The organism is Streptomyces sp. NPDC001450 (genome assembly GCF_053597295.1).
Genome location: NZ_JBSFHY010000047.1, coordinates 47,627 through 73,982 on the forward strand (window position 1 = coordinate 47,627; position 26,356 = coordinate 73,982).

25 protein-coding genes are annotated in these 26,356 nt (G+C 71.3%); 15 read left to right on the forward strand and 10 right to left on the reverse strand.

The features are described 5' to 3' along the window. Window positions 1–6 precede the first annotated feature (6 nt). The 7 genes from ACWC5O_RS37875 (at window position 7) to ACWC5O_RS37905 (ending at window position 6,350) form a co-directional block, all read left to right on the forward strand. On the forward strand, window positions 7–1,305 hold the full coding sequence (locus ACWC5O_RS37875) for a hemolysin family protein (protein ID WP_450589786.1): 1,299 nt from the start codon (window positions 7–9) through the stop codon (window positions 1,303–1,305). Beyond that, the gene (locus ACWC5O_RS37880) at window positions 1,302–1,661 is read left to right on the forward strand and encodes an MmcQ/YjbR family DNA-binding protein (RefSeq protein WP_450589787.1); all 360 of its coding nucleotides are present in this window, start codon (window positions 1,302–1,304) and stop codon (window positions 1,659–1,661) included. The genes ACWC5O_RS37875 and ACWC5O_RS37880 overlap by 4 nt, the downstream gene beginning before the upstream one ends. Window positions 1,662–1,787: 126 nt before the next feature. Beyond that, window positions 1,788–2,726, forward strand: coding sequence for a S66 family peptidase (locus ACWC5O_RS37885; RefSeq protein ID WP_450589887.1), 939 nt, complete (start codon window positions 1,788–1,790; stop codon window positions 2,724–2,726). A 38-nt stretch (window positions 2,727–2,764) separates the two neighbouring features. Further along, on the forward strand, window positions 2,765–3,127 hold the full coding sequence (locus ACWC5O_RS37890; protein WP_450589788.1) for a cytidine deaminase: 363 nt from the start codon (window positions 2,765–2,767) through the stop codon (window positions 3,125–3,127). Window positions 3,128–3,313: 186 nt separating this feature from the next. Beyond that, a complete protein-coding gene (locus ACWC5O_RS37895; RefSeq protein WP_450589789.1) occupies window positions 3,314–3,790 on the forward strand; it encodes a hypothetical protein in 477 nt (158 codons plus the stop codon). Between the two features lie 152 nt (window positions 3,791–3,942). Next, complete coding sequence (locus ACWC5O_RS37900) at window positions 3,943–5,271, forward strand: beta-xylosidase (protein ID WP_450589790.1); 1,329 nt, start codon at window positions 3,943–3,945, stop codon at window positions 5,269–5,271. Window positions 5,272–5,330: 59 nt separating this feature from the next. After that, a complete protein-coding gene (locus ACWC5O_RS37905) occupies window positions 5,331–6,350 on the forward strand; it encodes a WxL protein peptidoglycan domain-containing protein (protein ID WP_450589791.1) in 1,020 nt (339 codons plus the stop codon). Here ACWC5O_RS37905 and ACWC5O_RS37910 read toward each other — a convergent pair. Continuing rightward, window positions 6,244–6,582, reverse strand: a complete 339-nt coding sequence (locus ACWC5O_RS37910; protein WP_450589792.1) for a P-II family nitrogen regulator — start codon at window positions 6,580–6,582, stop codon at window positions 6,244–6,246. The two genes, ACWC5O_RS37905 and ACWC5O_RS37910, sit on opposite strands and share 107 nt — an antisense overlap. Then, window positions 6,579–7,889 carry an ammonium transporter gene (locus ACWC5O_RS37915; RefSeq protein ID WP_450589793.1) on the reverse strand — a complete coding sequence of 437 codons (1,311 nt, stop codon included), beginning with the start codon at window positions 7,887–7,889 and terminating at the stop codon, window positions 6,579–6,581. Before ACWC5O_RS37915 ends, ACWC5O_RS37910 begins: the two co-directional genes overlap by 4 nt. A gap of 172 nt (window positions 7,890–8,061) precedes the next feature. Here ACWC5O_RS37915 and era point away from each other — a divergent pair, with 172 nt between their 5' ends. After that, on the forward strand, window positions 8,062–9,015 hold the full coding sequence (era, locus tag ACWC5O_RS37920; protein WP_450589794.1) for a GTPase Era: 954 nt from the start codon (window positions 8,062–8,064) through the stop codon (window positions 9,013–9,015). Window positions 9,016–9,077: 62 nt separating this feature from the next. Here era and ACWC5O_RS37925 read toward each other — a convergent pair whose 3' ends face one another. From ACWC5O_RS37925 to ACWC5O_RS37950, 6 genes are all read right to left on the reverse strand, one after another. Continuing rightward, a complete protein-coding gene (locus ACWC5O_RS37925; protein WP_450589795.1) occupies window positions 9,078–9,365 on the reverse strand; it encodes a hypothetical protein in 288 nt (95 codons plus the stop codon). Between the two features lie 49 nt (window positions 9,366–9,414). Then, window positions 9,415–10,944 (reverse strand): hypothetical protein, encoded by a 1,530-nt coding sequence (locus tag ACWC5O_RS37930; RefSeq protein ID WP_450589796.1) that lies wholly within the window; start codon window positions 10,942–10,944, stop codon window positions 9,415–9,417. A 287-nt stretch (window positions 10,945–11,231) separates the two neighbouring features. Then, window positions 11,232–12,485: an MFS transporter gene (locus ACWC5O_RS37935; protein WP_450589797.1), complete on the reverse strand. Its 1,254-nt coding sequence runs from the start codon at window positions 12,483–12,485 to the stop codon at window positions 11,232–11,234. After that, window positions 12,482–13,795 carry a GH1 family beta-glucosidase gene (locus tag ACWC5O_RS37940; protein WP_450589798.1) on the reverse strand — a complete coding sequence of 438 codons (1,314 nt, stop codon included), beginning with the start codon at window positions 13,793–13,795 and terminating at the stop codon, window positions 12,482–12,484. The genes ACWC5O_RS37935 and ACWC5O_RS37940 overlap by 4 nt, the downstream gene beginning before the upstream one ends. A gap of 58 nt (window positions 13,796–13,853) precedes the next feature. After that, window positions 13,854–14,120 carry a protealysin inhibitor emfourin gene (locus ACWC5O_RS37945; protein ID WP_450589799.1) on the reverse strand — a complete coding sequence of 89 codons (267 nt, stop codon included), beginning with the start codon at window positions 14,118–14,120 and terminating at the stop codon, window positions 13,854–13,856. A 20-nt stretch (window positions 14,121–14,140) separates the two neighbouring features. Continuing rightward, a complete protein-coding gene (locus ACWC5O_RS37950; RefSeq protein ID WP_450589800.1) occupies window positions 14,141–15,211 on the reverse strand; it encodes a M4 family metallopeptidase in 1,071 nt (356 codons plus the stop codon). A 322-nt stretch (window positions 15,212–15,533) separates the two neighbouring features. On the opposite strand from ACWC5O_RS37950, the gene leuA reads away from it, so the two are divergent. Both leuA and ACWC5O_RS37960 read left to right on the forward strand, forming a co-directional pair. Further along, a complete protein-coding gene (gene leuA, locus ACWC5O_RS37955; protein ID WP_450589801.1) occupies window positions 15,534–17,255 on the forward strand; it encodes a 2-isopropylmalate synthase in 1,722 nt (573 codons plus the stop codon). Window positions 17,256–17,440: 185 nt separating this feature from the next. Continuing rightward, window positions 17,441–18,136, forward strand: a complete 696-nt coding sequence (locus tag ACWC5O_RS37960; protein WP_450589802.1) for a TerB family tellurite resistance protein — start codon at window positions 17,441–17,443, stop codon at window positions 18,134–18,136. Between the two features lie 75 nt (window positions 18,137–18,211). Here the strand turns inward: ACWC5O_RS37960 and ACWC5O_RS37965 are convergent, their stop codons facing one another. Next, window positions 18,212–18,847, reverse strand: coding sequence for a response regulator (locus ACWC5O_RS37965; protein WP_450589803.1), 636 nt, complete (start codon window positions 18,845–18,847; stop codon window positions 18,212–18,214). Beyond that, entirely contained in the window at window positions 18,844–20,058 is a 1,215-nt protein-coding gene (locus ACWC5O_RS37970) for a sensor histidine kinase (protein WP_450589804.1), read from the reverse strand. Before ACWC5O_RS37970 ends, ACWC5O_RS37965 begins: the two co-directional genes overlap by 4 nt. A gap of 167 nt (window positions 20,059–20,225) precedes the next feature. On the opposite strand from ACWC5O_RS37970, the gene ACWC5O_RS37975 reads away from it, so the two are divergent. The 5 genes from ACWC5O_RS37975 to ACWC5O_RS37995 all read left to right on the forward strand — a co-directional run bounded on the left by ACWC5O_RS37975 (window position 20,226) and on the right by ACWC5O_RS37995 (window position 26,353). Next, on the forward strand, window positions 20,226–21,308 hold the full coding sequence (locus ACWC5O_RS37975) for an ABC transporter permease (protein WP_450589805.1): 1,083 nt from the start codon (window positions 20,226–20,228) through the stop codon (window positions 21,306–21,308). After that, window positions 21,305–21,988 (forward strand): ABC transporter ATP-binding protein, encoded by a 684-nt coding sequence (locus ACWC5O_RS37980; protein WP_450589806.1) that lies wholly within the window; start codon window positions 21,305–21,307, stop codon window positions 21,986–21,988. Before ACWC5O_RS37975 ends, ACWC5O_RS37980 begins: the two co-directional genes overlap by 4 nt. A 280-nt stretch (window positions 21,989–22,268) precedes the next feature. Next, window positions 22,269–24,350 carry an MMPL family transporter gene (locus tag ACWC5O_RS37985; protein WP_450589807.1) on the forward strand — a complete coding sequence of 694 codons (2,082 nt, stop codon included), beginning with the start codon at window positions 22,269–22,271 and terminating at the stop codon, window positions 24,348–24,350. Window positions 24,351–24,398: 48 nt separating this feature from the next. Further along, on the forward strand, window positions 24,399–25,691 hold the full coding sequence (locus ACWC5O_RS37990; protein ID WP_450589808.1) for a sensor histidine kinase: 1,293 nt from the start codon (window positions 24,399–24,401) through the stop codon (window positions 25,689–25,691). After that, the gene (locus ACWC5O_RS37995; RefSeq protein ID WP_450589809.1) at window positions 25,688–26,353 is read left to right on the forward strand and encodes a response regulator transcription factor; all 666 of its coding nucleotides are present in this window, start codon (window positions 25,688–25,690) and stop codon (window positions 26,351–26,353) included. The genes ACWC5O_RS37990 and ACWC5O_RS37995 overlap by 4 nt, the downstream gene beginning before the upstream one ends. The last annotated feature ends 3 nt before the right edge of the window (window positions 26,354–26,356 follow it).

The following is a 26,356-nucleotide window of genomic DNA, read 5'->3' on the forward strand; positions in this document are numbered from 1 at the left end:
CCTCGTATGAGTCCGCAGATCGTGATCGGCGCGATCGCCCTGGTCGTCGTCGCCTGGCTGGCCGCGTGCGCGGAGGCGGGCATCGCGCGCGTCTCCAGCTTCCGCGCCGAGGAGGCCGTGCGCAACGGCCGGCGCGGCAGCGCCAAGCTGGCCCAGGTCGCCGCCGACCCCACCCGCTATCTGAACGTGGCCCTGCTGGTCCGCGTCGCCTGCGAGATGGCGGCCGCGGCCCTGGTGACGTACGCCTGCCTGCAGGAGTTCGCGGCCACCTGGCAGGCCCTGCTGGTCGCCATCGGCGTGATGGTCCTGGTGTCGTACGTGGCCGTCGGCGTCTCCCCGCGCACCATCGGCCGCCAGCACCCGCTGAACACGGCGACGGCGGCGGCGTACGTGCTGCTGCCCCTCGCCCGGATCATGGGTCCGATCCCGTCGCTCCTCATCCTCATCGGCAACGCGCTCACCCCCGGCAAGGGCTTCCGCCGCGGCCCGTTCGCCTCCGAGGCGGAGCTGCGCGCCCTGGTCGACCTCGCCGAGAAGGAGTCGCTGATCGAGGACGAGGAGCGCCGCATGGTGCACTCGGTCTTCGAACTGGGCGACACCCTGGTACGGGAGGTCATGGTCCCGCGCACCGACCTGGTCGTGATCGAGCGCTACAAGACCATCCGGCAGGCCCTCACCCTCGCCCTGCGCTCCGGCTTCTCGCGGATCCCGGTCACCGGTGAGAGCGAGGACGACGTCGTCGGGATCGTGTATCTGAAGGACCTGGTCCGCAAGACGCACATCAGCCGCGACGCCGAGAACGACCTGGTGTCCACGGCCATGCGCCCGGCGGTCTTCGTCCCCGACACCAAGAACGCCGGTGACCTGCTGCGCGAGATGCAGAAGGACCGCAACCACGTCGCCGTCGTCATCGACGAGTACGGCGGCACCGCCGGGATCGTCACCATCGAGGACATCCTCGAGGAGATCGTCGGCGAGATCACCGACGAGTACGACCGTGAGCTCCCGCCCGTGGAGGACCTCGGCGACGACCGCTACCGGGTCACCGCGCGCCTCGACATCACCGACCTCGGCGAGCTGTACGGCCTGGAGGAGTACGACGACGAGGACGTGGAGACGGTCGGCGGACTGCTCGCCAAGGCGCTCGGCCGCGTGCCCATCGCCGGCGCCTCGGCCCAGGTCGAACTGCCCGACGAGCGCAGGCTGCAGCTGACGGCGGAGGCCGCGGCCGGCCGCCGGAACAAGATCGTCACGGTTCTGGTGGAGCCGGCCGGCGGGCGGGCCCGGGAGGAGAAGCCCGAGTGACACCCAAGGAGCTGCGCGCCTTCTGCCTGTCCTTCAACGCGGCGGTGGAGGACTTCCCGTTCAGCCCGGACGTCTCGGTCTTCAAGGTCCTGGGCAAGATGTTCGCGCTGAGCTGGCTGGACGCGCGGCCCCTGACGGTCAACCTCAAGTGCGACCCGGAGGACGCGGTCCGGCTGCGCAGTGAGCACGAGGGGCTGATCATCCCCGGCTACCACATGAACAAACGGCACTGGAACACCGTCACCGTGGACGGCGAACTCCCGGACCGCCTGGTCCGCGAGCTGATCGAGGACTCGTACGACCTCGTCGTCGCGGGCCTGCCGAGGGCGGAGCGGCTGCGCTTGGACCGGCCGTAAATGCGTTTGCCGGGCCCCTCTGACCGCGTGTCAGAATCCGGCATGTCTTCTGTGCGATATCCGCGCCCGCTGCGCCCCGGTGACCGCGTCGGTGTGACCTCCCCCTCCAGTGGGGTGCCCGAGAAGATGCGCGGGCGGCTCGACGTGGCGATACGCGACCTGGAGACGCGCGGGTACGAGGTGGTCGTCGGCCGGTGCATGGACGGCTCGGGACACATCAGCGCCCCCGCCGCCGAACGCGCCGCCGAACTGACCGAGATGCTGACCGACCCGACGATCCGGGCGGTGGTGCCGCCGTGGGGCGGTGAGACGGCGATCGATCTGCTGTCGCTGCTCGACTTCGAGCGGATCGGGCGGGCCGAGCCGACGTGGGTGGTCGGCTGGTCCGACATGTCGACCCTGATCACGCCCCTGACCCTGCTCACCGGGGTCGCGACCGTGCACGGCAACAACCTGATGGACACGCCGTACCGGACGCCCGAGGGCCTGCTGTCCTGGCTCGACATCGTGGCGGCGCCGCAGGGCGAGCCGCTCTCCCAGACCCCGCCCGGCCGCCACCGGTCCGGCGGCTGGGACGACTACGTCCAGTACCCCGGGATCCGTGACCTCACCCTGGACGCCGAGGGCACCTGGACACGGCTCGACGGCACCGGTGAGGTGGACGTCGAAGGCCGGCTGATCGGCGGCTGCATCGAGACCGTCGCCAACCTCGCCGGCACGCCGTACCTGAACAACTCCTCCTTCGCCGGCGACGAGGGGCTGCTCGTCTACGTCGAGGCCTGTGAGGACAACGCGTTCACCATCTGCCGCAACCTGCACGGCATGCGCCTCGCCGGCTTCTTCGACCGCGCGGCCGCCGTCCTCGTGGGCCGCACCCACGCCCCCGACGGCCACACCCTCACCCAGCACGAGGCCGTCCTCGACGCCCTCGGCTCCCTGGGCGTACCGATCGTCGCGGACGTCGAGTGCGGCCACGTGGCGCCCTACCTCCCGCTGGTGAACGGCGCCCGTGCCCGTGTGGTGCACACGGCCGCCCGGAGCGAGATCGTTCAGACCCTGGACTGACCTCGGCGCAGGTCCGGGCCGGTCCGTATGCTCGGGGCATGACCGACAGCAACGCGCTTGACCCCGAGGACCGCAAGATCGTCACCCTGGCCCGTTCCGCCCGGGCCCGCAACGGTGTGCCCGAGGGGGCGGCCGTACGGGACGAGACCGGGCGCACGTACGTCGCCGGGTCGGTGCAGCTCGCCTCGCTGAAGCTGAGCGCCCTGCAGACCGCCGTCGCCATGGCCGTGGCCTCCGGGGCGAAGTCGCTGGAGGCGGCGGCCGTGGTGAGCGAGGCGGAGGGGGTCGGCGCCGAGGACCGGGCCGCTGTGGCCGACCTGGGCGGAGCCGAGACGCCGGTGCTGCTCGCCGGGCCGGACGGGGCCGTGAAGCTGACGGTCCTGGCGGGCACCGCGGAGTAGTCCGGATTTCATCCTTGCCGTCGCCTGCCTCTCGCGCATCAATGGAGCCGTAAGTTCCGACGATCCGTCAGATCCGCACCGCCGCCGCAGTGTGCCCGCATCCACCTGCTCAGGCCTGCTCGTTCGTCGGCGCACCTTCCGACCATCCCCACATGGCATCCCCACAGGGAAGGGAAGCGGATCCTCATGAGAGGCAAGCGCACGGCAACAGGTGCGGCGCTGGTCGCCGGGGCCCTCGCGGTCACCGGACTCGCCTTCGCGCCCACCGCGGCCGCCGTCACTCCCCAGACGGCGACCATCAACGCGAGCTGCGGCATCTTCGGCGGTGGCGCGGCCACGCTCACCGCCACCCAGAGCGGCACCTCGGCCACCATCACCCTCACCTCCACCGCGGTCAAGGCACCGGTCGCGGTGGCGAAGGACTCCATCACCTCCAAGCTCACCCTGGTCAAGGCGGGCGGCGGCACCACGGTCTTCACCGGCACGAAGAACCCGGCCATGGCCGCCGGCGACCCGGTCACCGCCGGGCCGCTCACCGGCACCGTGGCCTCCGGTGACAGCCTGGAGGCGTACGGCGGTTCGCTGCAGATGACGATCTTCGGGGTCAACGTCACCTGTACGGCCACCGGCAAGCAGTCGCCCGGCCCGTTCGTCTTCGACTGAGCGATCTGTTCCGGTTCTTCTCGGATGCCGCAGAAACTGATGATCCGTCAGATTTCTGCGGCATCTCCATTGACTTCTCACGCGAGCTCCACATCAATGCCCCCTGTCGGCGCAGATGAGCCGCTGCGCCCGCAACCCTCAGGAGGGGCCCCATGGGTTCGACACCCCGAAGATCCCGACGGTGGCGCTGGGCGTCACTGTTCGGGGCGACCGCCCTCGCGGTCACCGCGGGCGGCGCGCTGGCCTGTCCGGCCGGTGCCGCCGGTACGAACGTGGACTTCGCCACGCACTGCATCCCGCCCGCCGTCGCGGGCATTCCGCCGATCGACGGCACCACCACCGCGAGCGTGTCGGTGGACAACGCCAGCCCGAAGGTCGGCGACAAGGTCACCGTGACCTACACCGTGGTCACGGCCGCCGCCAGCAACCCCACCGACCTGGCCCTGCCGGCCGACATCATGACCCCGACCGGCAAGGTCACCCTCGGCGGCGCCCAGACCGGTGACGTCACCGTCGCCGGACCGAAGAAGAACCCGCCGGTGCCGGGGAAGGCCGCGTTCCCGTCCTTCTCCATGACCGGGACGTTCACCGTCACCAAGGCCGGCCAGATCACCCTCTCGCCGGGCGACTACAACATCCACACCAGCTACATCCTCGAACTGGACACCCCCTGCACGGTCACCAACCCGCCCGCCCCGGTGTCGCAGACCGTCACGGCGACCGACGGGACCCCGGCCAACACCCGTGCCATCTCGCTGGGTTCGGCCTCCGGTGACCCGGGTGCCAGTGTGACCGTCAACGGCAGCAACTTCACGCCGGGCGCCACCGTCACCCTGGCCGGGCGGGCCGGGGGCACCCAGACCGCGGACACCGCCACCGTGACCGCGGGCGCCCAGGGTTCCTTCAGCGGTTCGCTGGTCGTCAACGACAAGACGACGACCGGGATCGTGGCCTACGAGGGCGGCTCCTGGAACGCGGACAAGGGCGCGGGCCCCGCGGCCTACGTCGTCAACGACAACACGCCCGTCCCGGCCGGCAGTCAGAAGCTGACCACCACCGTCAAGGCGGGCACCCTGTCCATGTCCCAGGCCGGGGACGCCGTCGCGCTGTCGTCGGTCGACTTCGGCAAGGGCGGGGCCTCCAGCGGAGCCCTGCAGACGGTGACCGTCAAGGACTTCCGGGGCGGGCCCGCGGGCTGGTCCCTGACCGGCAAGGTCACCGACTTCACCGGTCCCGGCGCCAAGATCGACGCGAGCAGACTGAGCTGGACCCCCGCCTGTGTGACCAAGGCGAGCAGCCCCAGCACCTGCAAGGCCGGTTCGACGGGTTCGGTGGGCACCTCGGGAGCGACCCTCGCGTCGACCCCGGACGCCACGCTCACCGGCGGCGAGTTCACCGTCGATGCCGGACTCTCCCTGGACGTACCGGCGTTCACGCCTCCGGGCTCGTACTCCGGCGTGCTCACACTGACGCTCACCTGAGCGTGCGGGCGTCCGCACCCGCCCGTCCCCCTGTCTCTCGTCCGTGGGGGTCCGCACCCATGCGCAAGCCGTACGTCCTCCTCCTGAGCCTCGTCTGCCTCGCCCTGGGGGTGTCGACCGCACCGGCCCACGCCGCCGACAACGGCAGCTGGTCCGTCTACCCGGTCGCCTCCGAGGTCGCCGCGCGCCCCTACTTCTACCTCTCGGCCGACCCCGGGCAGACCCTCACCGACAAGGTCGCCGTAGCCAACAAGACCGGCAGGCCGCTCACCTTCCGGCTCTACGCGGCCGACGCCTACAACACCGCCCGCGACGGCGGATTCGCCGTACGGACCCTGAAGGAGCGGATGCGTGGAGTGGGCGCCTGGGCGCGGCCCGCCACGTCACGCGTCACCGTTCCCGGCCACAAGACCGTCACCGTGTCCTTCACCCTGCACGTGCCCCAGGGCGCCGAACCGGGCGACCACCCGGGCGCGATCGTCGCGCTCGACGAGCGGATCGACCCTGGCAGCGGCAAGCTCGCGCTGGGCGTGCAGCGGGCCGTCGGCGCCCGGGTCTATCTCCGGGTCAGCGGGCCCACGCTGCCCGCGATCTCCGTCGAGCAGGTGCACATCAGTCATCACCAGCCGTTCGTCCCCGGCTTCGGTGACAGCACGGCCACCATCGGCTACACCCTGCGCAACACCGGGAACGTCACCCTCGACCCCAAGGTGGAGCTGAGGGCGCGCGGGCTGTTCGGCCGTACGCTGCTCGACCGCGACCTGACCGGGGTGCCGTCCGAGCTGCTGCCGGGGCAGCGGGTGCGGCTCACCGAGACCTGGCGCGGCGCACCGCAGCTCGACTGGGGAGACATCACCCTGACCGCGAGCGCGCAGGACACCCGTCAGTCGGCGAGCGCCTCTTTCCTCGCGCTGCCGTGGCTGCTCGCCGGGCTCGTGTTCGTGGCCGGAGTGGTGACCGGAGTGCTGCTGGTCAGAGCGCGTCGGGGCCGCGCTCGCCGGTCCGCACCCGTACGACGGTCTCCACGGGCACTGCCCACACCTTCCCGTCCCCGATCTTCCCCGTCTGCGCGGCGCTGACGATCGCGTCGATCACGTCCTCGGCGACCGCGTCCTCGACCACGACCTCGATCCGGACCTTCGGCACCAGGTCGACCCGGTACTCGGCCCCCCGGTACACCTCGGTGTGGCCGCGCTGACGGCCGTAGCCGCTCGCCTCGGTCACGGTCAGACCGTGCACACCCAGCTCCTGCAGGGCGGTCTTGACCGCGTCCAGGCGGTACGGCTTGACGATCGCGGTGATGAGCTTCATGCCTGGCTCTTGACCTTCTGGGCGGTGGGGACGACGGAGGAGGAGACCGGGGCGCCATGGCCCAGGACCCCGTGATCGTAAGCCGTCTCGGCGTGCACCGTAAGGTCCAGGCCGGTGTGCTCCTGCTCCTCGCTCGCCCGGAAGCCCATCGCCCGGTCGATCAGCTTGCCGAGGCCGTACGTCACCGCGAAGGCGTACCCCGCGACGACCACGACGGCCAGCAGCTGCTTGCCGAGCGGGGCGAGCCCGCCGCCGTAGAACAGGCCCTCGACGCCGCCGGTCATCGCCTTCTCGGCGAACAGGCCGATCAGGAGTGTGCCGATGACACCGCCGACCAGGTGAACGCCGACGACGTCCAGCGAGTCGTCATAGTTCAGCTTGAACTTCCAGCTCACCGCGTAGGAGCAGACGACACCGGCGGCGAGGCCGACGACGAGGGCGCCGAGCAGGGAGACCGTGCCGCAGGAGGGCGTGATCGCGACCAGGCCGGCCACCGCGCCGGAGGCGGCGCCCAGGGTGGTCGGGTGGCCGTCGCGCCGCTGCTCGACGAAGAGCCAGCCGAGCAGGCCGGTGCAGCCGGCGGCCAGGGTGTTGAGGAAGGCGGCCGCTGCCAGTCCGTTCGCGCCGAGCGCGGAGCCCGCGTTGAAGCCGAACCAGCCGAACCAGAGCAGACCGGCGCCGAGGACCACCATGGGCAGGTTGTGCGGACGCATCGCGTCCTTCTTGAAGCCCAGGCGGGGGCCGAGGACCAGGCACAGGGCGAGGCCGGAGGCGCCGGAGGTGATCTCGACGGGCAGACCGCCCGCGAAGTCCAGGGCGCCGAGCTTGTCCAGGATCCAGCCGCCCGGGCCCCACACCCAGTGGGTGACCGGAACGTATACGAGGAGCGCCCACACCGGGACGAAGACCAGCCAGGCCGAGAACTTCGTACGGTCCGCGACCGCGCCGCTGACCAGCGCCGCCGTGATGATCGCGAAGGTGAGCTGGAAGGTGGCGAAGAGGAGGGTGGGGACCGAGCCGTGGACGCTGTCCGGGCCGAGGCCGCTCATGCCGGCGTGTTCAAGCCCGCCGATCAGCCCGCCGCCGATGTCGTCGCCGAAGGCCAGCGAGTAACCGACCGCCAGCCACACCACCGTCACCAGAGCGATCGAGACGAAGCTCATCATCAGCATGTTGAGGACGCTCTTCGTGCGGACCATGCCGCCGTAGAACAGGGCCAGTCCCGGAGTCATCAGCAGGACGAGGGCGGTGGCTGCCAGCAGCCATGCGGTGTCGCCGGTGTTCACGTGCGCGGCGGCGAGGGTCACGGTCGTCTCCAACGGTGGGCGGGCTCGTCAGAGTCCCCGGTGAGCGTTTCCGGTTGCGTACGGGTGTGTTTCCGTGACGTTTCGTTGCGTGGGGGTTTCCGAAAGCTCACGTGGGGAGGGGGTGCGCCCCAGTGGTACGGCGCGGCTTCGTGGATCAGGGAGAATGGTCGCCATGAGCGTTCGTACCCAGTCATCCGAGCAGCCGGCCGAGATCGCCCACCGCGCCGGCTTCGCCTGCTTCGTGGGCCGTCCCAACGCGGGCAAGTCCACCCTCACGAACGCTCTGGTCGGGCAGAAGGTCGCGATCACCGCGAACCAGCCGCAGACCACGCGGCACACGGTGCGCGGCATCGTGCACCGGCCCGACGCCCAGCTGATCCTGGTGGACACCCCGGGCCTCCACAAGCCGCGCACACTGCTCGGCGAGCGGCTCAACGACGTCGTGCGGACGACGTGGGCGGAGGTCGACGTGATCGGCTTCTGTCTTCCCGCGAACGAGAAGATCGGCCCTGGTGACCGCTTCATCGCCAAGGAGCTGGCCGGGATCCGGAAGACCCCGAAGGTCGCCATCGTCACCAAGACCGATCTGGTCGACTCCAAGACCCTCGCCGAGCAGCTGATCGCCATCGACCAGCTGGGCAAGGACCTGGGCTTCGAGTGGGCGGAGATCGTGCCGGTGTCGGCGGTCGGCGACAAGCAGGTGGGCCTGCTGGCCGACCTGATCGTTCCGCTGCTGCCGGAGGGCCCGGCGCTCTACCCCGAGGGCGACCTCACGGACGAGCCCGAGCAGGTCATGATCGCGGAACTGATCCGCGAGGCGGCCCTGGAGGGCGTCCGTGACGAGCTGCCGCACTCCATCGCCGTCGTCGTGGAGGAGATGCTCCCGCGCGAGGACCGTCCCGCGGACCGTCCCCTCCTGGACATCCACGCCAACGTCTACATCGAGCGCCCCAGCCAGAAGGGCATCATCATCGGCCCCAAGGGCAAGCGCCTGAAGGAGGTCGGCATCAAGTCCCGCAAGCACATCGAGGCTCTGCTGGGCACGCCGGTCTTCCTGGACCTGCACGTGAAGGTGGCCAAGGACTGGCAGCGGGACCCGAAGCAGCTGCGGCGGCTGGGCTTCTGATTTCCTGCCCACCCGCCCGCAACAGCGGGAGCCGAAGCAGTGGGCTGTTGGCGAGGTGCCGGTCAGTGGATCTGGATCGCGTCGGCCAGCCTCGCTGCCGCGTCACTCACGGCGGTCACTGAGCCGGCCGTTGCCGTGATACCGCTCAGGAATCCGAGGATGCGCCCGCCGTCGACCCGTCCACGTCCTAGTTCGGCGGTCAGCTGAGCGGCCTCATCCTCGTCCTGCACCGAAACGGTCGGCACGGCGGCCATGAGTTCCTGCAAAAGAGCTCGGATTTCCGCGGAGTTCGAGTGCACGTTGTTGGTGATGGTGCCGTGAGGTCCGATGTGATGGCCCGTGCCGTGCACCGATCCGATGGTGAAGTTTATTCCCCCGGGGTCCTGCCCTTTCGGAGAGTCAGGCCTCGCTGGGGCCTCGCTCGCGTTCTCCGGATCCGGATCCGGCGCCTGCCGATTTCGCCTGGACATTACTGACCTTTCCCTGAGGGCCGATATGGTGGCCGGTGCCGTCGACGCGATGAATCTGGAACGTGTTGTTGTTGATGATCTGTTCCTTGCGTGCCCTGAACTCCGACGTGTCGACGCCCTGTTTGGTGAGGAAGTCGCCAAGGCAGTCGATTACGCTCCGCTGCATGCGCTGGAGGCAGTCCTGGGCGTCCAGCATTTCGAAATAGTCCGAGATGTAAAGCCGTGACGTCCGTTCCCGGAAGCTCGACTCGGCGCCGAAGTCGTAGGCTCGTTCTCCTAAGGCAGCACTCCGCTCGGCCTCCTCCCTTTCCTTTCTGGCCTCCTCGTTCTTCTGCTCCTCCTCCGATTTCTCGCCGGCCTCCCCTTCCTGCTTCTCCTGTTTCGTCGGCGCTTCCCAGGAGCCGGAGAGGAGGTAACGCCACAGCAGCCGCCGGGTGATCTCCTCGCAGGCGCCGGCGACGGTCTGACCGACCACAGGGTCGAGTTGGGCGTCGAAGAAGTCGTCGAAAGGATCACTCAGCCGCCTGAACCGTACGTCCAGGCCGGGCAGTGCGTGAGTGGCGATCTCCAAGGAGAGCAGCCGGCCCTGGAGTGATGCGCGCACGAACATGGAGACCACGAGCTGCCCGCCGTTCAGCCGGCGTTCCAGGCACAGATAGGTGCGGGCCCTCCCGGTGGGGCGCAGGACACCGGCCTTGACCCAGGCGTCGTCAACCTTGCTCGGCGGAGGCGCCGTGCGGTCGGCCCAAGGAGTTCTGCCCGGAGTGGCGATGACGTCCCCCCGGATGTACAGCCGCTGCGCGACGTCGACGGAGTCCAGCCCCCAGGACGCCAGGTTCGACATCAGGTGATTGTGTACGTCCAGCGTGGTGAACGCCGTCGGGGAAGTCTTCGTGTCGCCGTCGCCGTCGCCGTCGGATGCTGCGATGCCCACATCGATCGGAGGCATCACCACATGTTCGACAGGTATTCCGCTACCTATGAAGGGGGTGAGCGCTGCGGGCGAGTAGACGATCAGGTTGGCCTTCTCCACCGTGGTGATGCGTTCTTCGTCCCCCGAGTCCCGAGGTTCGAACATTTTCCGCGGCTCTACGCCAACCCGCCGAAGGTCGGATGCGGAGGCGACTGTCTGAGTGACCACCTTGTGCAGTGATTTCCGACCGTGCAACACGGAACCGGCGGTCAGTGATGCGGCCACGGTGAAGACCAATATCCACCAAGGGCTGAGGAGGAAGGCGGCGCAGATGCCGAACACCGATATCAGGGCGGTTGATGCCGACGTCAACCGGATCACGTCCAGGGAGTCGGCGGCGTCCTGCCAGAGATCGCGAGCATGACTTGCGTGGCGCCACACCGCGAGAAGATCGACACCGAAGGAGGGACCGTCCGCCTTCAGTCCTTCCGGCAGGATGCCCTCGCAGACCTGGGTGCGGAATTCACGATTGAGGTGTGCGGCCATGCACATGCTGCGGGTCGCCCAAGCCTCTGGCTCCACAGGGAGTTGTGGACACTGGTCGGATTCCGGAGGCTCCGAAGGTTTCGGAACATGGAATTCCGTTCGCTCCCCCATGCGCGCCCCCCGAGGAACTTCGTAGCGGCTCCCAGAGTGCCATACCCGGTTCTGCTCCGACAGTAATCATCCGCGCCGCACCCAACTGTGAAGCCGCACAGATTTCGAAAGACCTTCCTCGATGATCCGTGCGATTCATTTCGATCTCACATTCGGAATGGGGGCATGGTGAGAGCTCAGTCCACCCCGCGTATACGCCCCACCAGCACCGCCCCCGCCAGCCCGATCACCGCCGCCACCAGGTACAGCACCCGGTAGCCGCCCAGGTACGTCACTATCGGTGCCGCCAGGGCCGGGGCCGCCACCTGGGGGAGGGCGTTGGCCACGTTGATCACGCCCAGGTCCTTGCCCCGGTCCAGGGCCTTCGGCAGGACGTCGGTCATCAGGGCGAAGTCGACCGACGTGAAGACGCCGAAGCCGATCCCCAGGACCGCCGACGCGACGACGGCCCCCGGCCAGGTCTGCCAGCCGGCCAGGGCCGCCGTGGCCACCGCCATCAGCAGGCCCGACCAGACGACGAACGGTTTGCGCCGGCCCACCCGGTCCGACCAGACGCCGCCCGCCACGACCGTCGCCATCAGCGTCAGGCTGTTGACCGCCGTGAGGACGAGGACGCCCTGGCCGGGGTCGGAGTGGTGCAGGCGGTCACGCAGGTAGTAGAGGAGATACAGCAGCACCAGCGAGTTGCTGAGGTTGATCAGGAAGCGGGTCAGCCAGGCCCAGGCCAGGTCGGGGTGGCGGCGCGGGCTCAGCCAGAACGACGCCACGAAGCCGCGCCAGGACCAGGGCGACCGGTCCTCCGGTGCCAGGCGCAGGTCCTCGTAGCGCAGTACGTAGGGCAGGACGCCCACCACGGTGAACACCGCGCAGGCCGTGTACCCGGCGCCGACCCCTCCCGCCGCCGTCGCCAGGCCCGTCCCGCCGACCACGCCCAGGATCTGCGCCGCCCCCAGCCAGCCGCCCACCGAGCCCCGTTGGAGCCGCGGCACCTGGTCCGGCACGGCCGCGGTCACCGCGGCGAACGCCGCGTTGAGCGTGAGCTGCACCAGGCACCAGCCCAGCGTCATCGTCCACGGCCCACCCGCGCCCGCGAGCAGCAGGAGGGAGAGCGCGCCGCCCGCCGCGCCCGCCACGATCCACGGGGTACGGCGGCCCCGTCGGGCGGTCGTCCGGTCCGACAGGGCGCCGAAGAACGGGTTCGCGAGCAGCGAGACCACCGCACCCGCCCCCGTCACCCACGCCAGCATCGTCTCCTTCGACATCCCGGAGCCGGGCGCGAAGTCCCCCGCCTGGGAGGCGAGCAGGATCTGCAGCGGGCCGAACCAGCCCACCCAGATCGCCCCGTTGGCCAGCGAGAGCGCCGCCGTCCAGCCGCGGCCGACCCGCTCCACGGGCTCGGCGAGAGCGGCCGAGGCGCGGACGGTGGTCATCTCTGCGCCCGCAGCACGTCCCGGAACCAGTGGTAGGAGGCCTTAGGGGTGCGTCGCTGGGTCTCGAAGTCCACGTGGACCAGGCCGAAGCGGCGGGCGTAGCCCTCCGCCCACTCGAAGTTGTCCATCAGGGACCAGACGAAGTAGCCGCGCACGTCCACCCCGGACTCCAGCGCCGTGTGCAGGGCACGGACATGGCCGTCCAGGTAGGCGATGCGGTCCTGGTCGTCGACGCCCTCGTAGGAGCAGCCGTTCTCGGTGATGACGATCGGCGGGAGCCGGTCGCCGTAGCGGTCGCGGAAGGTCGTGAGCAGTTCCGTGAGCCCCTCCGGGACCACGGGCCAGCCGAAGTCCGTCACCGGGCGGTCCTCGATCTCCCGGACGGAGAAGGGGAGTTCGGCCGGCATGGTCAGACCGCCGAACTCGATCTCGGTGCCCTGCGGGGCGCCCACCCGGGTCGGCGCGTAGTAGTTGACGCCGTACCAGTCGATCGGCTCGGAGATGACCAACAGGTCGGCGGACACGTCGCCGGGCATCAGGTCACCGATGCCGTCGGGGTAGGCGCCCAGGATGACCGGTTCGGCGAACAGCCGGTTGAGGAGGGTGTCGTAGAAGCCCGCCGCCTCCTGGTCGGCCGGCTCCCCGGACGCGGGCCAGGTCGGGCCGTGGGAGTTGGCGATGCCGATGTCCGTCGCGCCGGCCGCACGCAGGGCCCGTACCGCGAGACCGTGGGCGAGGAGCTGGTGGTGGGCGACCGGGAGCGCGTCGAAGAGGAGTTGCCTGCCGGGGGCGTGGGCGCCCAGGGCGTGCCCCAGCAGGGTGTGCTCGGCGGGCTCGTTGAGGGTGATCCACTTGGTGACGCGGTCGCCGAGGCGTTCGGCCACCACGGACACGTGGTCGGCGAACCGGGCCGCCGTGTCCCGCTCCAGCCAGTCCAGCGAGGCGGGCAGATCCCAGTGGAAGAGCGTGGGCACGGGCCGTACGCCGGCCGCGCACAGCTCGTCGACCAGGCGGTCGTAGAAGTCCAGGCCGCCGGGGGAGTTCACGCGGGGCCAGGAGACGGAGAAGCGGTACGCGTCCACGCCGAGGCCGGCGAGGAGGACCACGTCCTCCCGGTAGCGGTGGTAGTGGTCGCAGGCCACCGCCGCCGTCGTGCCGTCCTTCACCCGCCCGGGCTCGGCCGTGAACACGTCCCACACGGACGCCTCGCGCTCGTCGGCCGCGCCCTCGATCTGGTGGGCGGAGGTCGACACACCCCACAGGAAACCGGCCGGGAAGCGGGGGATCGGATTGCCTGCATCAGTCGCCATGGCCGGGATCATCCTTACCCCCGGTAACGGAAGTCAACGCCCCGGCGTGAAACCGCGGTTACGCACCCTCCTTCAGCACCCGTGAGATCAACTCCCGCTGCGCCTCGGTCAGTCGCGGGTCGGCCGCGTAGACCGTCCGGCCGTCCACGGTGATCTCGTAGCTGAAGCCGTCCGGGACCCCGGCCGGGCGCGTGCCCCGGCCGGACGCGAGGGCGCGTTCGGCCAGGGTGCGCCACTCATGGGCGTCGGGCCGGCCCGAGGTGTCCACCTCGGCCCGGCGCTCGATGCCCGCGAAGCCGCCCGTGCGCCGCACTTGGATACGCATGGGTCACTTCTAGTACGGAACTACAGCGTCCGCACCCCCACCTGCTCCCACGCCTTCTGCACGGCCTGGAGTTCGTCGCCGGCGCCGTAGCGCTCGCGGGCCGCCTGGACGGTCAGCGTGGCGAAGTCGGCGAACGAGGCGTCCTGCTTCAGCTCGCCGCCGGTCAGGACGTCGTACCAGATCTGTCCGGCCCGCTCCCAGGCGTTGCCGCCGATGGCCGTGGCGACCAGGTAGAAGGCGTGGTTCGGGATGCCCGAGTTGATGTGCACGCCGCCGTTGTCGCGGCCGGTGCGGACGTAGTCGTCCATGGTCGCGGGCTGCGGGTCCTTGCCGAGGACGTCGTCGTCGTACGCCGTGCCCGGCGCCTTCATGGAGCGCAGGGCGGTGCCGGTGACGCGCGGGGCGAGCAGGCCGGCGCCGATCAGCCAGTCGGCCTGGGCCGCGGACTGGCCGAGCGCGTACTGCTTGATCAGCGAGCCGAAGACGTCGGAGACCGACTCGTTGAGCGCGCCGGGCTGACCGAAGTAGGTCAGGTTGGCGGTGTGCTGGGTGACGCCGTGGGTCAGCTCGTGGCCGATGACGTCCACCGGGATGGTGAAGTCCAGGAAGATCTCGTTGTCGCCGTCGCCGAACACCATCTGCTCGCCGTTCCAGAAGGCGTTGTCGTAGTCCGTGCCGAAGTGCACGGACGCGTCCAGCGGCAGCCCCTCGCCGTCGATGGAGTTGCGGCCGTACGCCTTCAGGTACAGCTCGAAGGTGGCGCCGAGGCCCGTGTAGGCACGGTTGACCGTGGCGTCCGCGCCGGGCTCGGAGCCCTCCTCGCGGACCTTCGTGCCGGGCAGGTCCTGCTGGTGGCCGGCGTCGTAGATGGTGCGGTGCGGCTGGTCGGCCACGGCCCCGGCGCGCGGGGCGACGGCGGACGCGCCGATCACCGTGGTCAGGCGGCGGTGGGTGCGTTGGTAGGCGTCGTGCTCCAGGGACCGGCGGGCGGGCCGGGAGAGCGCGGGGTCCTCGTTCCGGGCGAGCCGGTCGAGGACGTGCGGCGGCACGATCGTGCAGAAGACGGGCTGGAAGCCCCCGTTGGTCGTCATGCCCGGCACCCTTGCACTGTGTGACACAGGTGTCACTACTCGCAACCATGATTGGTGAAATACGGTGACATCGGGCTCACTCCCCGTAGCCGAAGTGGTATGGCGCACTTTTTGTCCGATTTGCACCCACGGTCCCGCATACTGATACGAACCCTCGCGGTGAGGCGCCGCTCGGCTAGCATGCGGAGCATCATGCGTTTCGGGCTGCTCCTTCTTAGCTGCCGCGGCGAGGGCCTGTAGTCGAGGCCGACTCCCTCCCCGCGGAGCTTGGCGTTGCGTCGTCGGCCGTCCTTCCGGACACCTCCCAAGGAGCCCCCGCATCATGGCCAACCGCCAGCAGCCCAGTTCCATGCCGATCCACAAGTACGGCCGCTACGAGCAGGTCGACATCCCGGACCGCACCTGGCCGGAGCAGCGCGTCACCGTCGCCCCCCGCTGGCTCTCCACCGACCTGCGGGACGGCAACCAGGCCCTGATCGACCCGATGTCGCCCGAGCGCAAGCGCCGGATGTTCGACCAGCTGGTCAAGATGGGCTACAAGGAGATCGAGGTCGGCTTCCCGGCCTCCGGCCAGACCGACTTCGACTTCGTGCGCTCGATCATCGAGGAAGAGGGCGCGATCCCCGAGGACGTCACCATCTCCGTGCTGACCCAGGCCCGCGAGGACCTGATCGAGCGGACCGTGGAGTCCCTGAAGGGCGCCCGCCGGGCCACCGTCCACCTGTACAACGCCACCGCGCCGGTCTTCCGCCGGGTCGTCTTCCGCGGCTCCAAGGACGAGATCAAGCAGATCGCCGTCGACGGCACCCGCCTGGTGATGGAGTACGCCGAGAAGCTGCTGGGCCCGGAGACCGAGTTCGGCTACCAGTACTCGCCGGAGATCTTCACCGACACCGAGCTGGACTTCGCGCTGGAGGTCTGCGAGGCGGTCATGGACGTCTACCAGCCGGGTCCGGGCCGCGAGATCATCCTCAACCTGCCCGCCACGGTGGAGCGTTCGACCCCCTCGACGCACGCGGACCGCTTCGAGTGGATGCACCGCAACCTGTCCCGCCGCGAGCATGTCTGCCTGTCCGTGCACCCGCACAACGACCGCGGTACGGCCGTCGCCGCCGCCGAGCTGGCGCTGATGGCCGGCGCCGACCGCGTCGAGGGCTGCCTGTTCGGGCAGGGCGAGCGCACCGGCAACGTCGACCTGGTCACCCTCGGCATGAACCTGTTCTCCCAGGGCGTCGACCCGCAGATCGACTTCTCCGACATCGACGAGATCCGTCGTACGTGGGAGTACTGCAACCAGATGGAGGTCCACCCGCGCCACCCGTACGTGGGCGACCTGGTCTACACGTCCTTCTCCGGCTCCCACCAGGACGCCATCAAGAAGGGCTTCGACGCCATGGAGGCCGACGCGAAGGCCAAGGGCGTCACCGTCGACGACATCGAGTGGGCGGTCCCGTACCTGCCGATCGACCCCAAGGACGTCGGCCGCTCCTACGAGGCGGTCATCCGGGTCAACTCGCAGTCCGGCAAGGGCGGTATCGCCTACGTCCTGAAGAACGACCACAAGCTGGACCTGCCGCGCCGGATGCAGATCGAGTTCTCGAAGATCATCCAGGCCAAGACGGACGCCGAGGGCGGCGAGGTCACCGGCGGCGACATCTGGGCGGTCTTCCAGGACGAGTACCTGCCCAACCCGGACAACCCGTGGGGCCGCATCCAGGTCCGCACCGGCCAGTCGACCACCGACACCGACGGCGTGGACACCCTCACGGTCGAGGCGACGGTCGACGGCGAGGACACCGTCCTGACCGGCTCCGGCAACGGTCCGATCTCGGCGTTCTTCGACGCCCTGCAGTCCATCGGCATCGACGTACGCCTGCTGGACTACCAGGAGCACACGATGAGCGAGGGTGCCTCCGCGCAGGCCGCGTCCTACATCGAATGCGCGATCGACGACAAGGTCCTGTGGGGTATCGGCATCGACGCGAACACGACGCGTGCCTCGCTGAAGGCTGTCGTCTCCGCGGTGAACCGCGCCGCCCGCTGACCCTCGCCGACCAGCACTTTCGGGGCCCTGACCGCTGTATACGGCGGTCAGGGCCCCGTCGCTTATCAGCCATCGCACCCCTCAGGTCACGGACAGGTCTCGTACGAGGTGCTGACTCAGCCTCCGTCATGTGGCTAACATCACGCCAGCGCGGCGATGTTGCCGCGTCGTTACGGAGGTGCGACGTGCTGCCAGTACGGGGACGAGACGACCGTGCCATCCGGGCTGTGCGCCTCCTGGGCACCCGCACCGCATGGACACCCGTGGGGGACGGCGAGTTCTACTGCCCCGGCTGCGGAGGCGACCGCAACTACCAGCGGCTCACCGGCCGCCGCCGCTTCACCTTCCTCGGCGTGCCGGTGCTGCCGCGCGGGGCGACCGGACCGGTCGTGGAGTGCGCCTCCTGCCGCCACCACTTCGGCACCGACGTCCTCGACCACCCCACCACCCGCCGCTTCTCCGCGATGCTCCGCGACGCCGTGCACACCGTCGCCCTCGCCGTCCTGGCCGCCGGCGGCGCCTCCTCCCGTACGGCCCTGGAGACGGCCGCGGCCGCGGTCCGCGCCGCCGGCTTCGAGGACTGCACCGAGGACCAGCTGGCCGCCCTGGTCGAGGCGCTCGCCGCCGACACCGGCCGGGTCCTCGGCGGGCCGTGCGGCGCGAGCCTCGCCATAGAGCTGCACGAGGCACTCGACCCGCTCGCCCCGCACCTCGCCCCGGTCGGCCGCGAGTCCCTGCTCCTGCAGGCCGCCCGCATCGCCCTGGCCGACGGCCCCTACACACCCGCGGAACGGGACGCACTGGCCACGATCGGCGCCGCGCTCACCATCTGCGCCGACGACGTGAACCGGCTGCTGGCCGCCGCGCGGACGCCGTCCTGACCCGCGCCGCCCGGATCACCGGGCTCGGACCTCCTCGACGTGACGTGCGCCGAGACACCGGAGCCCGCTGACCTGTCAGCGCCTGATCAGGCCCAGGTCGGTGGCGGTGGCGACGGCGGCGGTGCGTGAGTCGACGCCGAGCTTGGTGTAGACGCGGGCCAGGTGCGACTTGACGGTGCCCTCGGTGAGGTGGAGCCGTCGGCCGACGGCCTGGTTGGACAAGCCCGCGGCGACCAGGGCGAGGACTTCCGTCTCCCGCCGGGTCAGGGTGGCGCCGGGGTCGCGCAGCCGGTTCATGAGCCGGTCGGCGACCGTGGGAGCCAGCGTGGTGCGGCCCGCGGCGGCGGTGCGCACGGCGGCCGCGAGATCCTCGGGAGGGGCGTCCTTGAGGAGATAGCCGGTGGCGCCGGCCTCGATGGCCGGGAGGGTGTCGGCGTCCGAGTCGTACGTGGTGACGATCAGAACCCGGGGAGCGCCCGGCCTGGCTGTGATCGTGGCAGTGGCCTCGGCACCGCCCATTCCCTTGCCGAACTGCAGGTCCATCAGTACGACGTCGATGTCGCCCACGGCGGCGCGGGCGACGGCGTCCTCGGCGGTGGCGGCCTCGGCCACCACGACGAGGCCGGGTTCGGTCTCCAGGACGGCGCGCAGCCCGGCCCGCACCACGGGATGATCGTCGGCGACAAGCAGGCGGATGGCGGTGTCGGTCACGGGCGGGCCTCGGTCTCGGCGGGCGGGGTGAGGGGGAGCCGGGCGGCCAGGGCGGTGCCGTGCCCGGGGGCGGACTCGATGGTCAGGGTGCCGCCGAGCGCGCCGAGCCGGGCGCGCATGGAGGCCACACCGAAGCCGCCCCTCTCCGGGTCGGGCGCGGGCAGTTCCGCGGGGTCGAAACCGGTGCCGTCGTCGACGACGTCGAGGGCGACCTGGTCGCCGCGCCGGCCGAGGGTGACCTCGACAGTGGTGGCCCGTGCGTGGCGGACGGTGTTGGCGACGGCGGACTGGGCGATGCGCAGCAGGACGACCTCGTACGGGGTCGGCAGGGGCGGCGGATCACCGTTGAGGCGGAAGCGGGCCGTGATCCGGTGCCGGGCACCGGTGGTGGCGCACAGCCGTTCCAGAGCGCCGGCCAGGGTGGTGCCTTCCAAGGCGGGCGGGGCGAGGGCGGCGACGAAACGACGGGCCTCGGCGAGATTGTCGACCGCGGCCTGGCGGGCCTGACCGACGTAGCGGGCACTGCTCTCCGGAGCGTCGGGCAGGGCCCGTTCGGCTGCGCGCAGCAGCAACTGGATGCTGGACAGGCCCTGGGCGAGGGTGTCGTGGATCTCCCGGGCCAGGCGTTCGCGTTCGGCCAGCACACCGGCGGTGTGCTGGGCCTCGGCCAGGTCCGCGCGGGTGGCGGTGAGCTCCTCGATCAGGCGCCTGCGCTGTTCGCTCTCCCGGTACAGCGCCTGGTATCCCCACACCACGGCGACCGCGACGGCGGCGCCGATCGCCGGCCCGATCGCCATGGCCGCGCTGAAGGAGCCCTGGTGGACGGCGAACGCGGCGATCGCCGCGAGCGCGGTCGCGGCCACGGCGGCCAGGCCGGCCCGACGCGGCAGCAGGTGGAGCTGGAGGAAGTACAGCGGGAAGGCGACCCACACCCCGTCGGCGGTCAGGCCCAGCAGCACCAGCCACACCGCGCCGACGGCGGCCAGCCACCAGACGGCGGCCCGCCGGTCGCCGCGGATGCCGGGCACGAGCGGGCCGGCCGCGTACACCAGCCCGCACGCCACTGCCACGGCGACCGTCACCACGGCGTGCGGCCGGCCTTCGGCCACGGCGCGGCCGGCGGCCAGGGCGAGCAGGGCGACGATCAGCAGGTGCAGGCACCAGGACAGGGCCCGGGTGGTCGGGGTCAGGGCGGGAGCGGCGGTGTTCACAGTCCCTCCAGCCTAAGGAACCGACCCGGCCGGGGCCTGTGCCGAAAGTTACAACCCGCGCGCCGCCTTTCGGTCCGCGAAGTGCCGTCCGTCGCCAGATGCCCGGCCGAGGCACCGGGCGCGACGCTGGGGCCCTACCGCTTCCACCGCCGAAAGGGCAGGTCAAGGTGTTCGTCGCCTGGAGAGATCTGAAGTTCGCCAAGGGGCGGTTCGCCCTCATGGGAACCGTCATCGTGCTGATCACCCTGCTGGTCGGGCTGCTCTCCGGACTGACCGCGGGCCTGGGCCGGCAGAACATCTCCGCCATCACCGGCCTGCCGGCCGACAGGATCGCCTTCCACGTGCCCGGCGGGGCCCAGGAGCTGTCGTACGCCAACTCGACCGTCACCGCCGAGCAGTGGCGGCGGTGGGCCGAGGTCCCCGGAGTCACCGGCGCCGAACCGCTGGGCATCAGCACCACCAGGGCCACCGCGGGCGACAGGAGCACCGGGGTCTCCGTGTTCGGCGTCCGGCCCGGCTCCCGCCTGGCCCCCGACGGCGGCAGGATCACCGGGCACGCGACGGTGCTGTCCAGCACGGCCGCCGACGACCTGGGCCTGGAGCCCGGGGACGGCTTCACCCTGGCCGGACGGAAGCTGACCGTGGCCGCCGTACAGGGCGACGCCTCCTTCAGCCACACCCCCGTGATCTGGACCAGCCTCGACGCCTGGGCGAAGACGGCGCCCCCCGCCGGCGCCGGCCCGACCGCGACCGTGATCGCCCTGAACACCGGCTCCGGCGCCGATGTCACCGCCGCAGACCGGGCCATCGGCACCAGAACGGTCTCGAAGGAAGACTCGCTGTCCGCGATCGGCTCGTACGCCTCCGAGAACGGTTCCCTGCAGCTGATGCGCGGCTTCCTCTTCGCCATCTCCGCCCTGGTCGTCGGCGCCTTCTTCACCGTCTGGACCATCCAGCGCAGCGGCGACATCGCCGTCCTCAAGGCACTCGGCGCCTCCACCGCCCAGTTGCTCGGGGACGCCCTCGGCCAGGCCGCGGTCCTGCTGACCGGCGGCACCCTCCTCGGCACCGGCATCGCCGCCGGTCTCGGCGCCCTCGTCACGGGAAGCGCGGTGCCGTTCCTCCTCACTCCCGCCACCGTCCTCGTCCCCGCCGCCGTGATGATCCTGCTCGGCGCGCTCGGGGCCGCCCTGTCCGTCCGCCGCATCACCTCCGTCGACCCGCTGACCGCCCTGGGGAGCGCCCGATGAGCCTCAACCTGACCGACATCACCCTCACCTACCCCGACGGCGGGTCCCGCCTGACCGCCCTCGACCACGTCACGCTGGACGTGCCCAAGGGCAGCCTGACCGCCGTCGCCGGCCCCTCCGGGTCCGGCAAGTCCAGCCTCCTCGCCGTGGCCGCCACCCTCATCACCCCCGACGCCGGCACGGTCACCATCGACTCCACCGCCACGACCGGCATGACCCGCGACGAACTGACCCGGCTGCGCCGCGACAAGATCGGCATCGTCTTCCAACAGCCCAACCTGCTGCCCTCCCTCACCGCGGCCGAGCAGCTCCAGGTCATGGCCCGGATCGACGGCCGGTCACCGGCCAAGGCCAGGGGCCGGGCCATGGAACTGCTCGACGCGGTGGGCGTCGCGGCGCAGGCCGGACGCCGCCCCCACCAGCTCTCCGGTGGGCAGCGCCAGCGCGTCAACATCGCCCGCGCCCTGATGAACAGCCCCGCCGTCCTTCTGGTCGACGAACCCACCAGCGCCCTGGACCACGAACGCGGCGCCGCCGTCGTCGACCTGATCACCCATCTCACCCATCAGCAGGCCATCGCCACCGTCCTGGTCACGCACGACCGCACTCACCTCACCGCCGTCGACCGGATCGCCGAGGTCCACGACGGACGCCTCCGTCTCGCGACGGCACCCTGCTGACCGGAGCCCCGGAAAGGGGCGTGGGCTACGCGGATCCGCAACCGGCTGCCCGTGCCGGCCGGCCCGCGCCGGGCGGACCCGTGCCCGGTCGGCCCGTGCTCGCTCGCGACGTGCCCGATCGACCCGCGCCCTCGTGATACTCCCCAGGGAGTAGTCCGCCCGCCCGGCCGCCCTGCGCAGTACCGCCGAACTCGCTCCCGCGCCCGATGAACGCATCCCTTTCCGGCGGAAGTCTGGAAGCCGTATCCAGACATCCGCTCCGGAGGGAGGGCCCGTTTCCATGGGGGCCGCGACAACACGTGTGAGAGGCGGGCGACGAGGCCTGCCGTGGCTGGTGCTGGGCCTGTGGGTGGTCCTGCTGGCCGTGGCAGGGCCGTTCGCCGCCAAGCTGGCCGACGTCCGGCACGACCGGCCGGTCGACTACCTGCCCGCCTCCGCCGACTCCACCCAGGTGGCCCGGCTCCAGGACCGCCTCCCGGGCGGGCAGACGACCGAACTGGTCCTCGTCTACCACCGCGCGAGCGGCCTGACCGCCGCCGACCGCGCCACCGCAGGCAGGCAGGTCGCCGCCCTCGCCCACCGGCACGCCCTCACCGGCCGCACCCCGCAGGGCATCCCGTCCACCGACGGCACCACCCTCATGTACCCGGTCACCAGCAACGAGCCCGGCACCGACGAGAAGAAGCGCGACGCCTTCGTCGACGACGTCCGCAGCATCGCCCACGACACCGGCGGACTCACGGTCGACGTCGGCGGTCCGGCCGCCCTCGCCACCGACGCCGCGGGCGTCTACAACTCCCTCGGCGGCCCCCTGCTCTACACCACCGTCGCCGTCGTCGCGATCCTGCTGATCCTCATCTACCGCAGCCCGCTGCTGTGGCTCGTACCGCTCGTCGTCGCCGGTGTCGCCGACTTCCTCGCCCAGGCCGCCGCCTACGCCCTCAACCAGGCCTTCGGCACCGCCGTCTCCGGCGCGAGCACCGGCATCATGACGGTCCTCGTCTTCGGCGCCGGCACCGACTACGCCCTGCTCCTCGTCTCCCGCTACCGCGAGGAGCTACGACGCCACGAGCGGCCGTACGACGCGATGCGGGCGGCGCTGCGCGGCTGCGGGCCCGCCGTCCTCGCCTCCTCCGGCACGGTGGCCGTCGGCCTGCTGTGTCTGCTCGCCGCCGACCTCAACTCCAGCCGGGGCATGGGCCCGCTCGGCACGGTCGGCGTGCTGTGCGCGCTGGCCGCCATGCTGACCCTGCTGCCCGCCGTCCTGGTCCTGCTGGGCCGCCGCCTGTTCTGGCCGCTCATCCCCGCCTACGGCTCCACGCCCAGGGCCCGCCGGTCGCTGTTCGCCGCGATGGGCTCCTCCGCCGGCCGCCGCCCGCTGACCGTCCTCGCCTCCGGCGCCGCCCTGCTCGGCGCGCTGGCGCTGGGCGCGCTGAACCTGCCCGGACCGGTCAAACAGCAGGACACGTTCGTCGACCGACCCGAGTCCGTCACCGCCATGGAAACCCTGGCGAAGGCCTACCCGCAGCGCTCCGCACAGCCCATCGAGATCCTCACCCCGGCCGGCCACGCCGACGCCGCCCTGGCCACGATCCGGGGCACGAAGGGAGTGGCGGACGCGCGGCAGGGCCGTACCGGCGGCGGCTGGACCGAGATCACGGCAACCGCGTCCGCCCCGCCCCAGTCCGACGCCGAGACCGCCACGATCAAGGCACTGAGGCACCGGCTGGACGGCTCCCACGTCGGCGGGCCCAGCGCCCAGCAGCTCGACCTCGCGGACACCAGCGCCCGCGACCGGCTGGTCGTCGTACCGATCGTCCTGCTCTCCGTGCTGCTGATCCTGATCGCCCTGCTGCGGTCCCTGGTCGCCCCACTGCTCCTGGTGGTCGCCGTGGTCGCCGTGTGGGGGGCCGCCCTCGGCCTCGGCGGGCTGGCATTCGAGCCGCTGTTCGGCTTCCACGGCACCGATCCCGGCCTCGGCCTGCTGTCCTTCGTGTTCCTCGTCGCCCTCGGCGTCGACTACGGCATCTTCCTGATGCACCGGATGCGGGAGGAGTCGCTGCGAGGTCTGGAGCCTGCCGCCGCCGCGCTGACCGCGTTGCGGACGACCGGTGGAGTCATCGCCTCCGCCGGGCTCGTCCTCGCCGCCACCTTCGCGGTGCTGACCAACATGGGGCTCGTCCAACTCGTAGAGCTGGGCTTCGTCATCGCGGTCGGGGTCCTGCTGGACACCTTCCTCGTCCGCACCTACCTGGTGACCAGCGCGAGCGTGGCGCTGGGCAGGGCGGTGTGGTGGCCGGGGCGGCTGTCCAGGGCACCGGAGGCGGTGAGCGCCGAGCGCGCACCGCAGCCCGTGGGCTGAACCGTCGGGCGCCCCCTGCCCTCGGCGGGGGCGCCCGCCTACCGGAAGATGAACCCCGTGCAGGAAACCACGACAACGACAGGCCGCCGCCGGTCCCCGGGGATCCCGGCGGCGGTGCGCCGCGTACCGGCGGCGGGACGGCCCCGCCCGGGCGAGCGGATCGTCGCGGCGATCAACCGCGATCCCCTCACCGCCCCGCACGCCACCCGCAACGACGTCCTGCTCGCCCTCGCCCTCGCCGTGCCGGCCGTCGGCCTCGCCCTGTTCACCGACCCGGGCCGCCGCCCCGACGCGCTCGGCTGGGCGCTGCTGCTCGCCGCACACGTACCGCTCGTGTGGCGGCGCCGCCGCCCCCTGCTGGTGCTCGCCGCCGACGTGGCCGTCATCGCGACGTACAACGCCCTCGACAACAACCACGCCGCGACGATCCCGGCCGGGCTCACCGCGCTCTACACGGTCGCCGTCACCAGTCGCCCCCTGCGCACCGTCCTGACCGGCGGCATCGTCCTCACCGTCATCGTGGGCGTGATGACGACGGTGAACGCCCATCATGCCGTCCAGGTGCTGCGCGCCTCCGGCTGGGTGATCGCCGTGCTCTTCCTCGGCGTCGTCGTCCGCTACCACCGCCGGCACGTCGCCGCGATCGTCGAACGCGCCGAACGCGCCGAGCGCACCCGTGAGGAGGAGGCCCGCCGCCGGGTCGCCGAGGAACGCCTGCGCATCGCCCGCGACCTGCACGACCTGCTCGCCCACAGCATCACCCTCATCGGCGTCCAGACCTCCGTCGCCGCCCACGTCCTGGCCGCCGACCCCGAGCGGCTCGACCGGGAGACGGTCGCCAAGGCGCTGGACGACATCGCGGAGACCTGCCGCACCGCAAGCGGCGAGCTGCGCGCCACCCTGGAGGTGCTGCGGGAGCACGGCTCCCTGGACGCCCGCGGCCCCCTGCCCGGTCTCGACGGCCTGCCCGACCTGGTGGAGGCCGCGCGCCTCGCGGGCGCCCGCGTCGAGCAGACCGTACGGGTACGCAAGGCACCGGCCGCCGTGGGCGCGGCCGCGTACCGCATCGTGCAGGAGGCGCTGACCAACGCGGTACGGCACGCCGGCCCCGAACCGGCCGTCAGCATCGACCTGTACGCGCGGGACGGCGCTCTGCACCTGACGGTGACCGACGAGGGAACCGGCCCCACCCCCGGCGGCACACCCGGCTTCGGACTGGTCGGCATGCGGGAGCGAGCCCGCAGCGTGGGTGGCTCCCTCGACGCCGGACCACGCACGCGGGGCGGCTTCGAGGTGAGAGCCGTACTGCCCACGACGACCACCGCGGAAGGGACGGAATGAGCGCCATTCGCGTACTGCTCGCCGACGACCAGACCCTCGTCCGGGCCGCGTTCGCCATGCTCGTGGAGTCCGCGCCGGGCATGGAGGTCGTCGGACAGGCCGCCACCGGCCGCGAGGCCGTCGACCTCGCCCGCGCCGGACGCGCCGACGTGGTGCTGATGGACGTCCGCATGCCCGACCTGGACGGCATCGAGGCGACCCGGCTGATCGCCGCCGACGAGGATCTCGCCGGGGTGAAGGTGCTGGTCCTCACCACCTACGACACCGACGAGAACATCGTGGACGCGCTGCGCGCCGGCGCCTCCGGGTTCCTGGTGAAGGACACCCGTCCGGCCGATCTGCTCGACGCGATCCGCACGGTCGCCGCGGGCGAGGCGCTGCTCTCCCCGGGGCCGACGGCACGCCTGATCGAGCGGTTCCTGCGCAGCCCCTCCACGCCGGTGACCGGCGGCCCGGAGTGTCTGTCGGACCGGGAGCGGCAGGTGCTGACCCTGGTCACCCGGGGCCTCAACAACACCGAGATCGCAGAGGCGTTGGGGCTGAGCCCGCTCACCGCGAAGACCCACGTGAGCCGGATCATGGGCAAGCTCGGGGCACGCGACCGGGCCCAGTTGGTCATCGTGGGCTACGAGTCGGGGCTGGTGATTCCGGGGAGCATGTGAGGC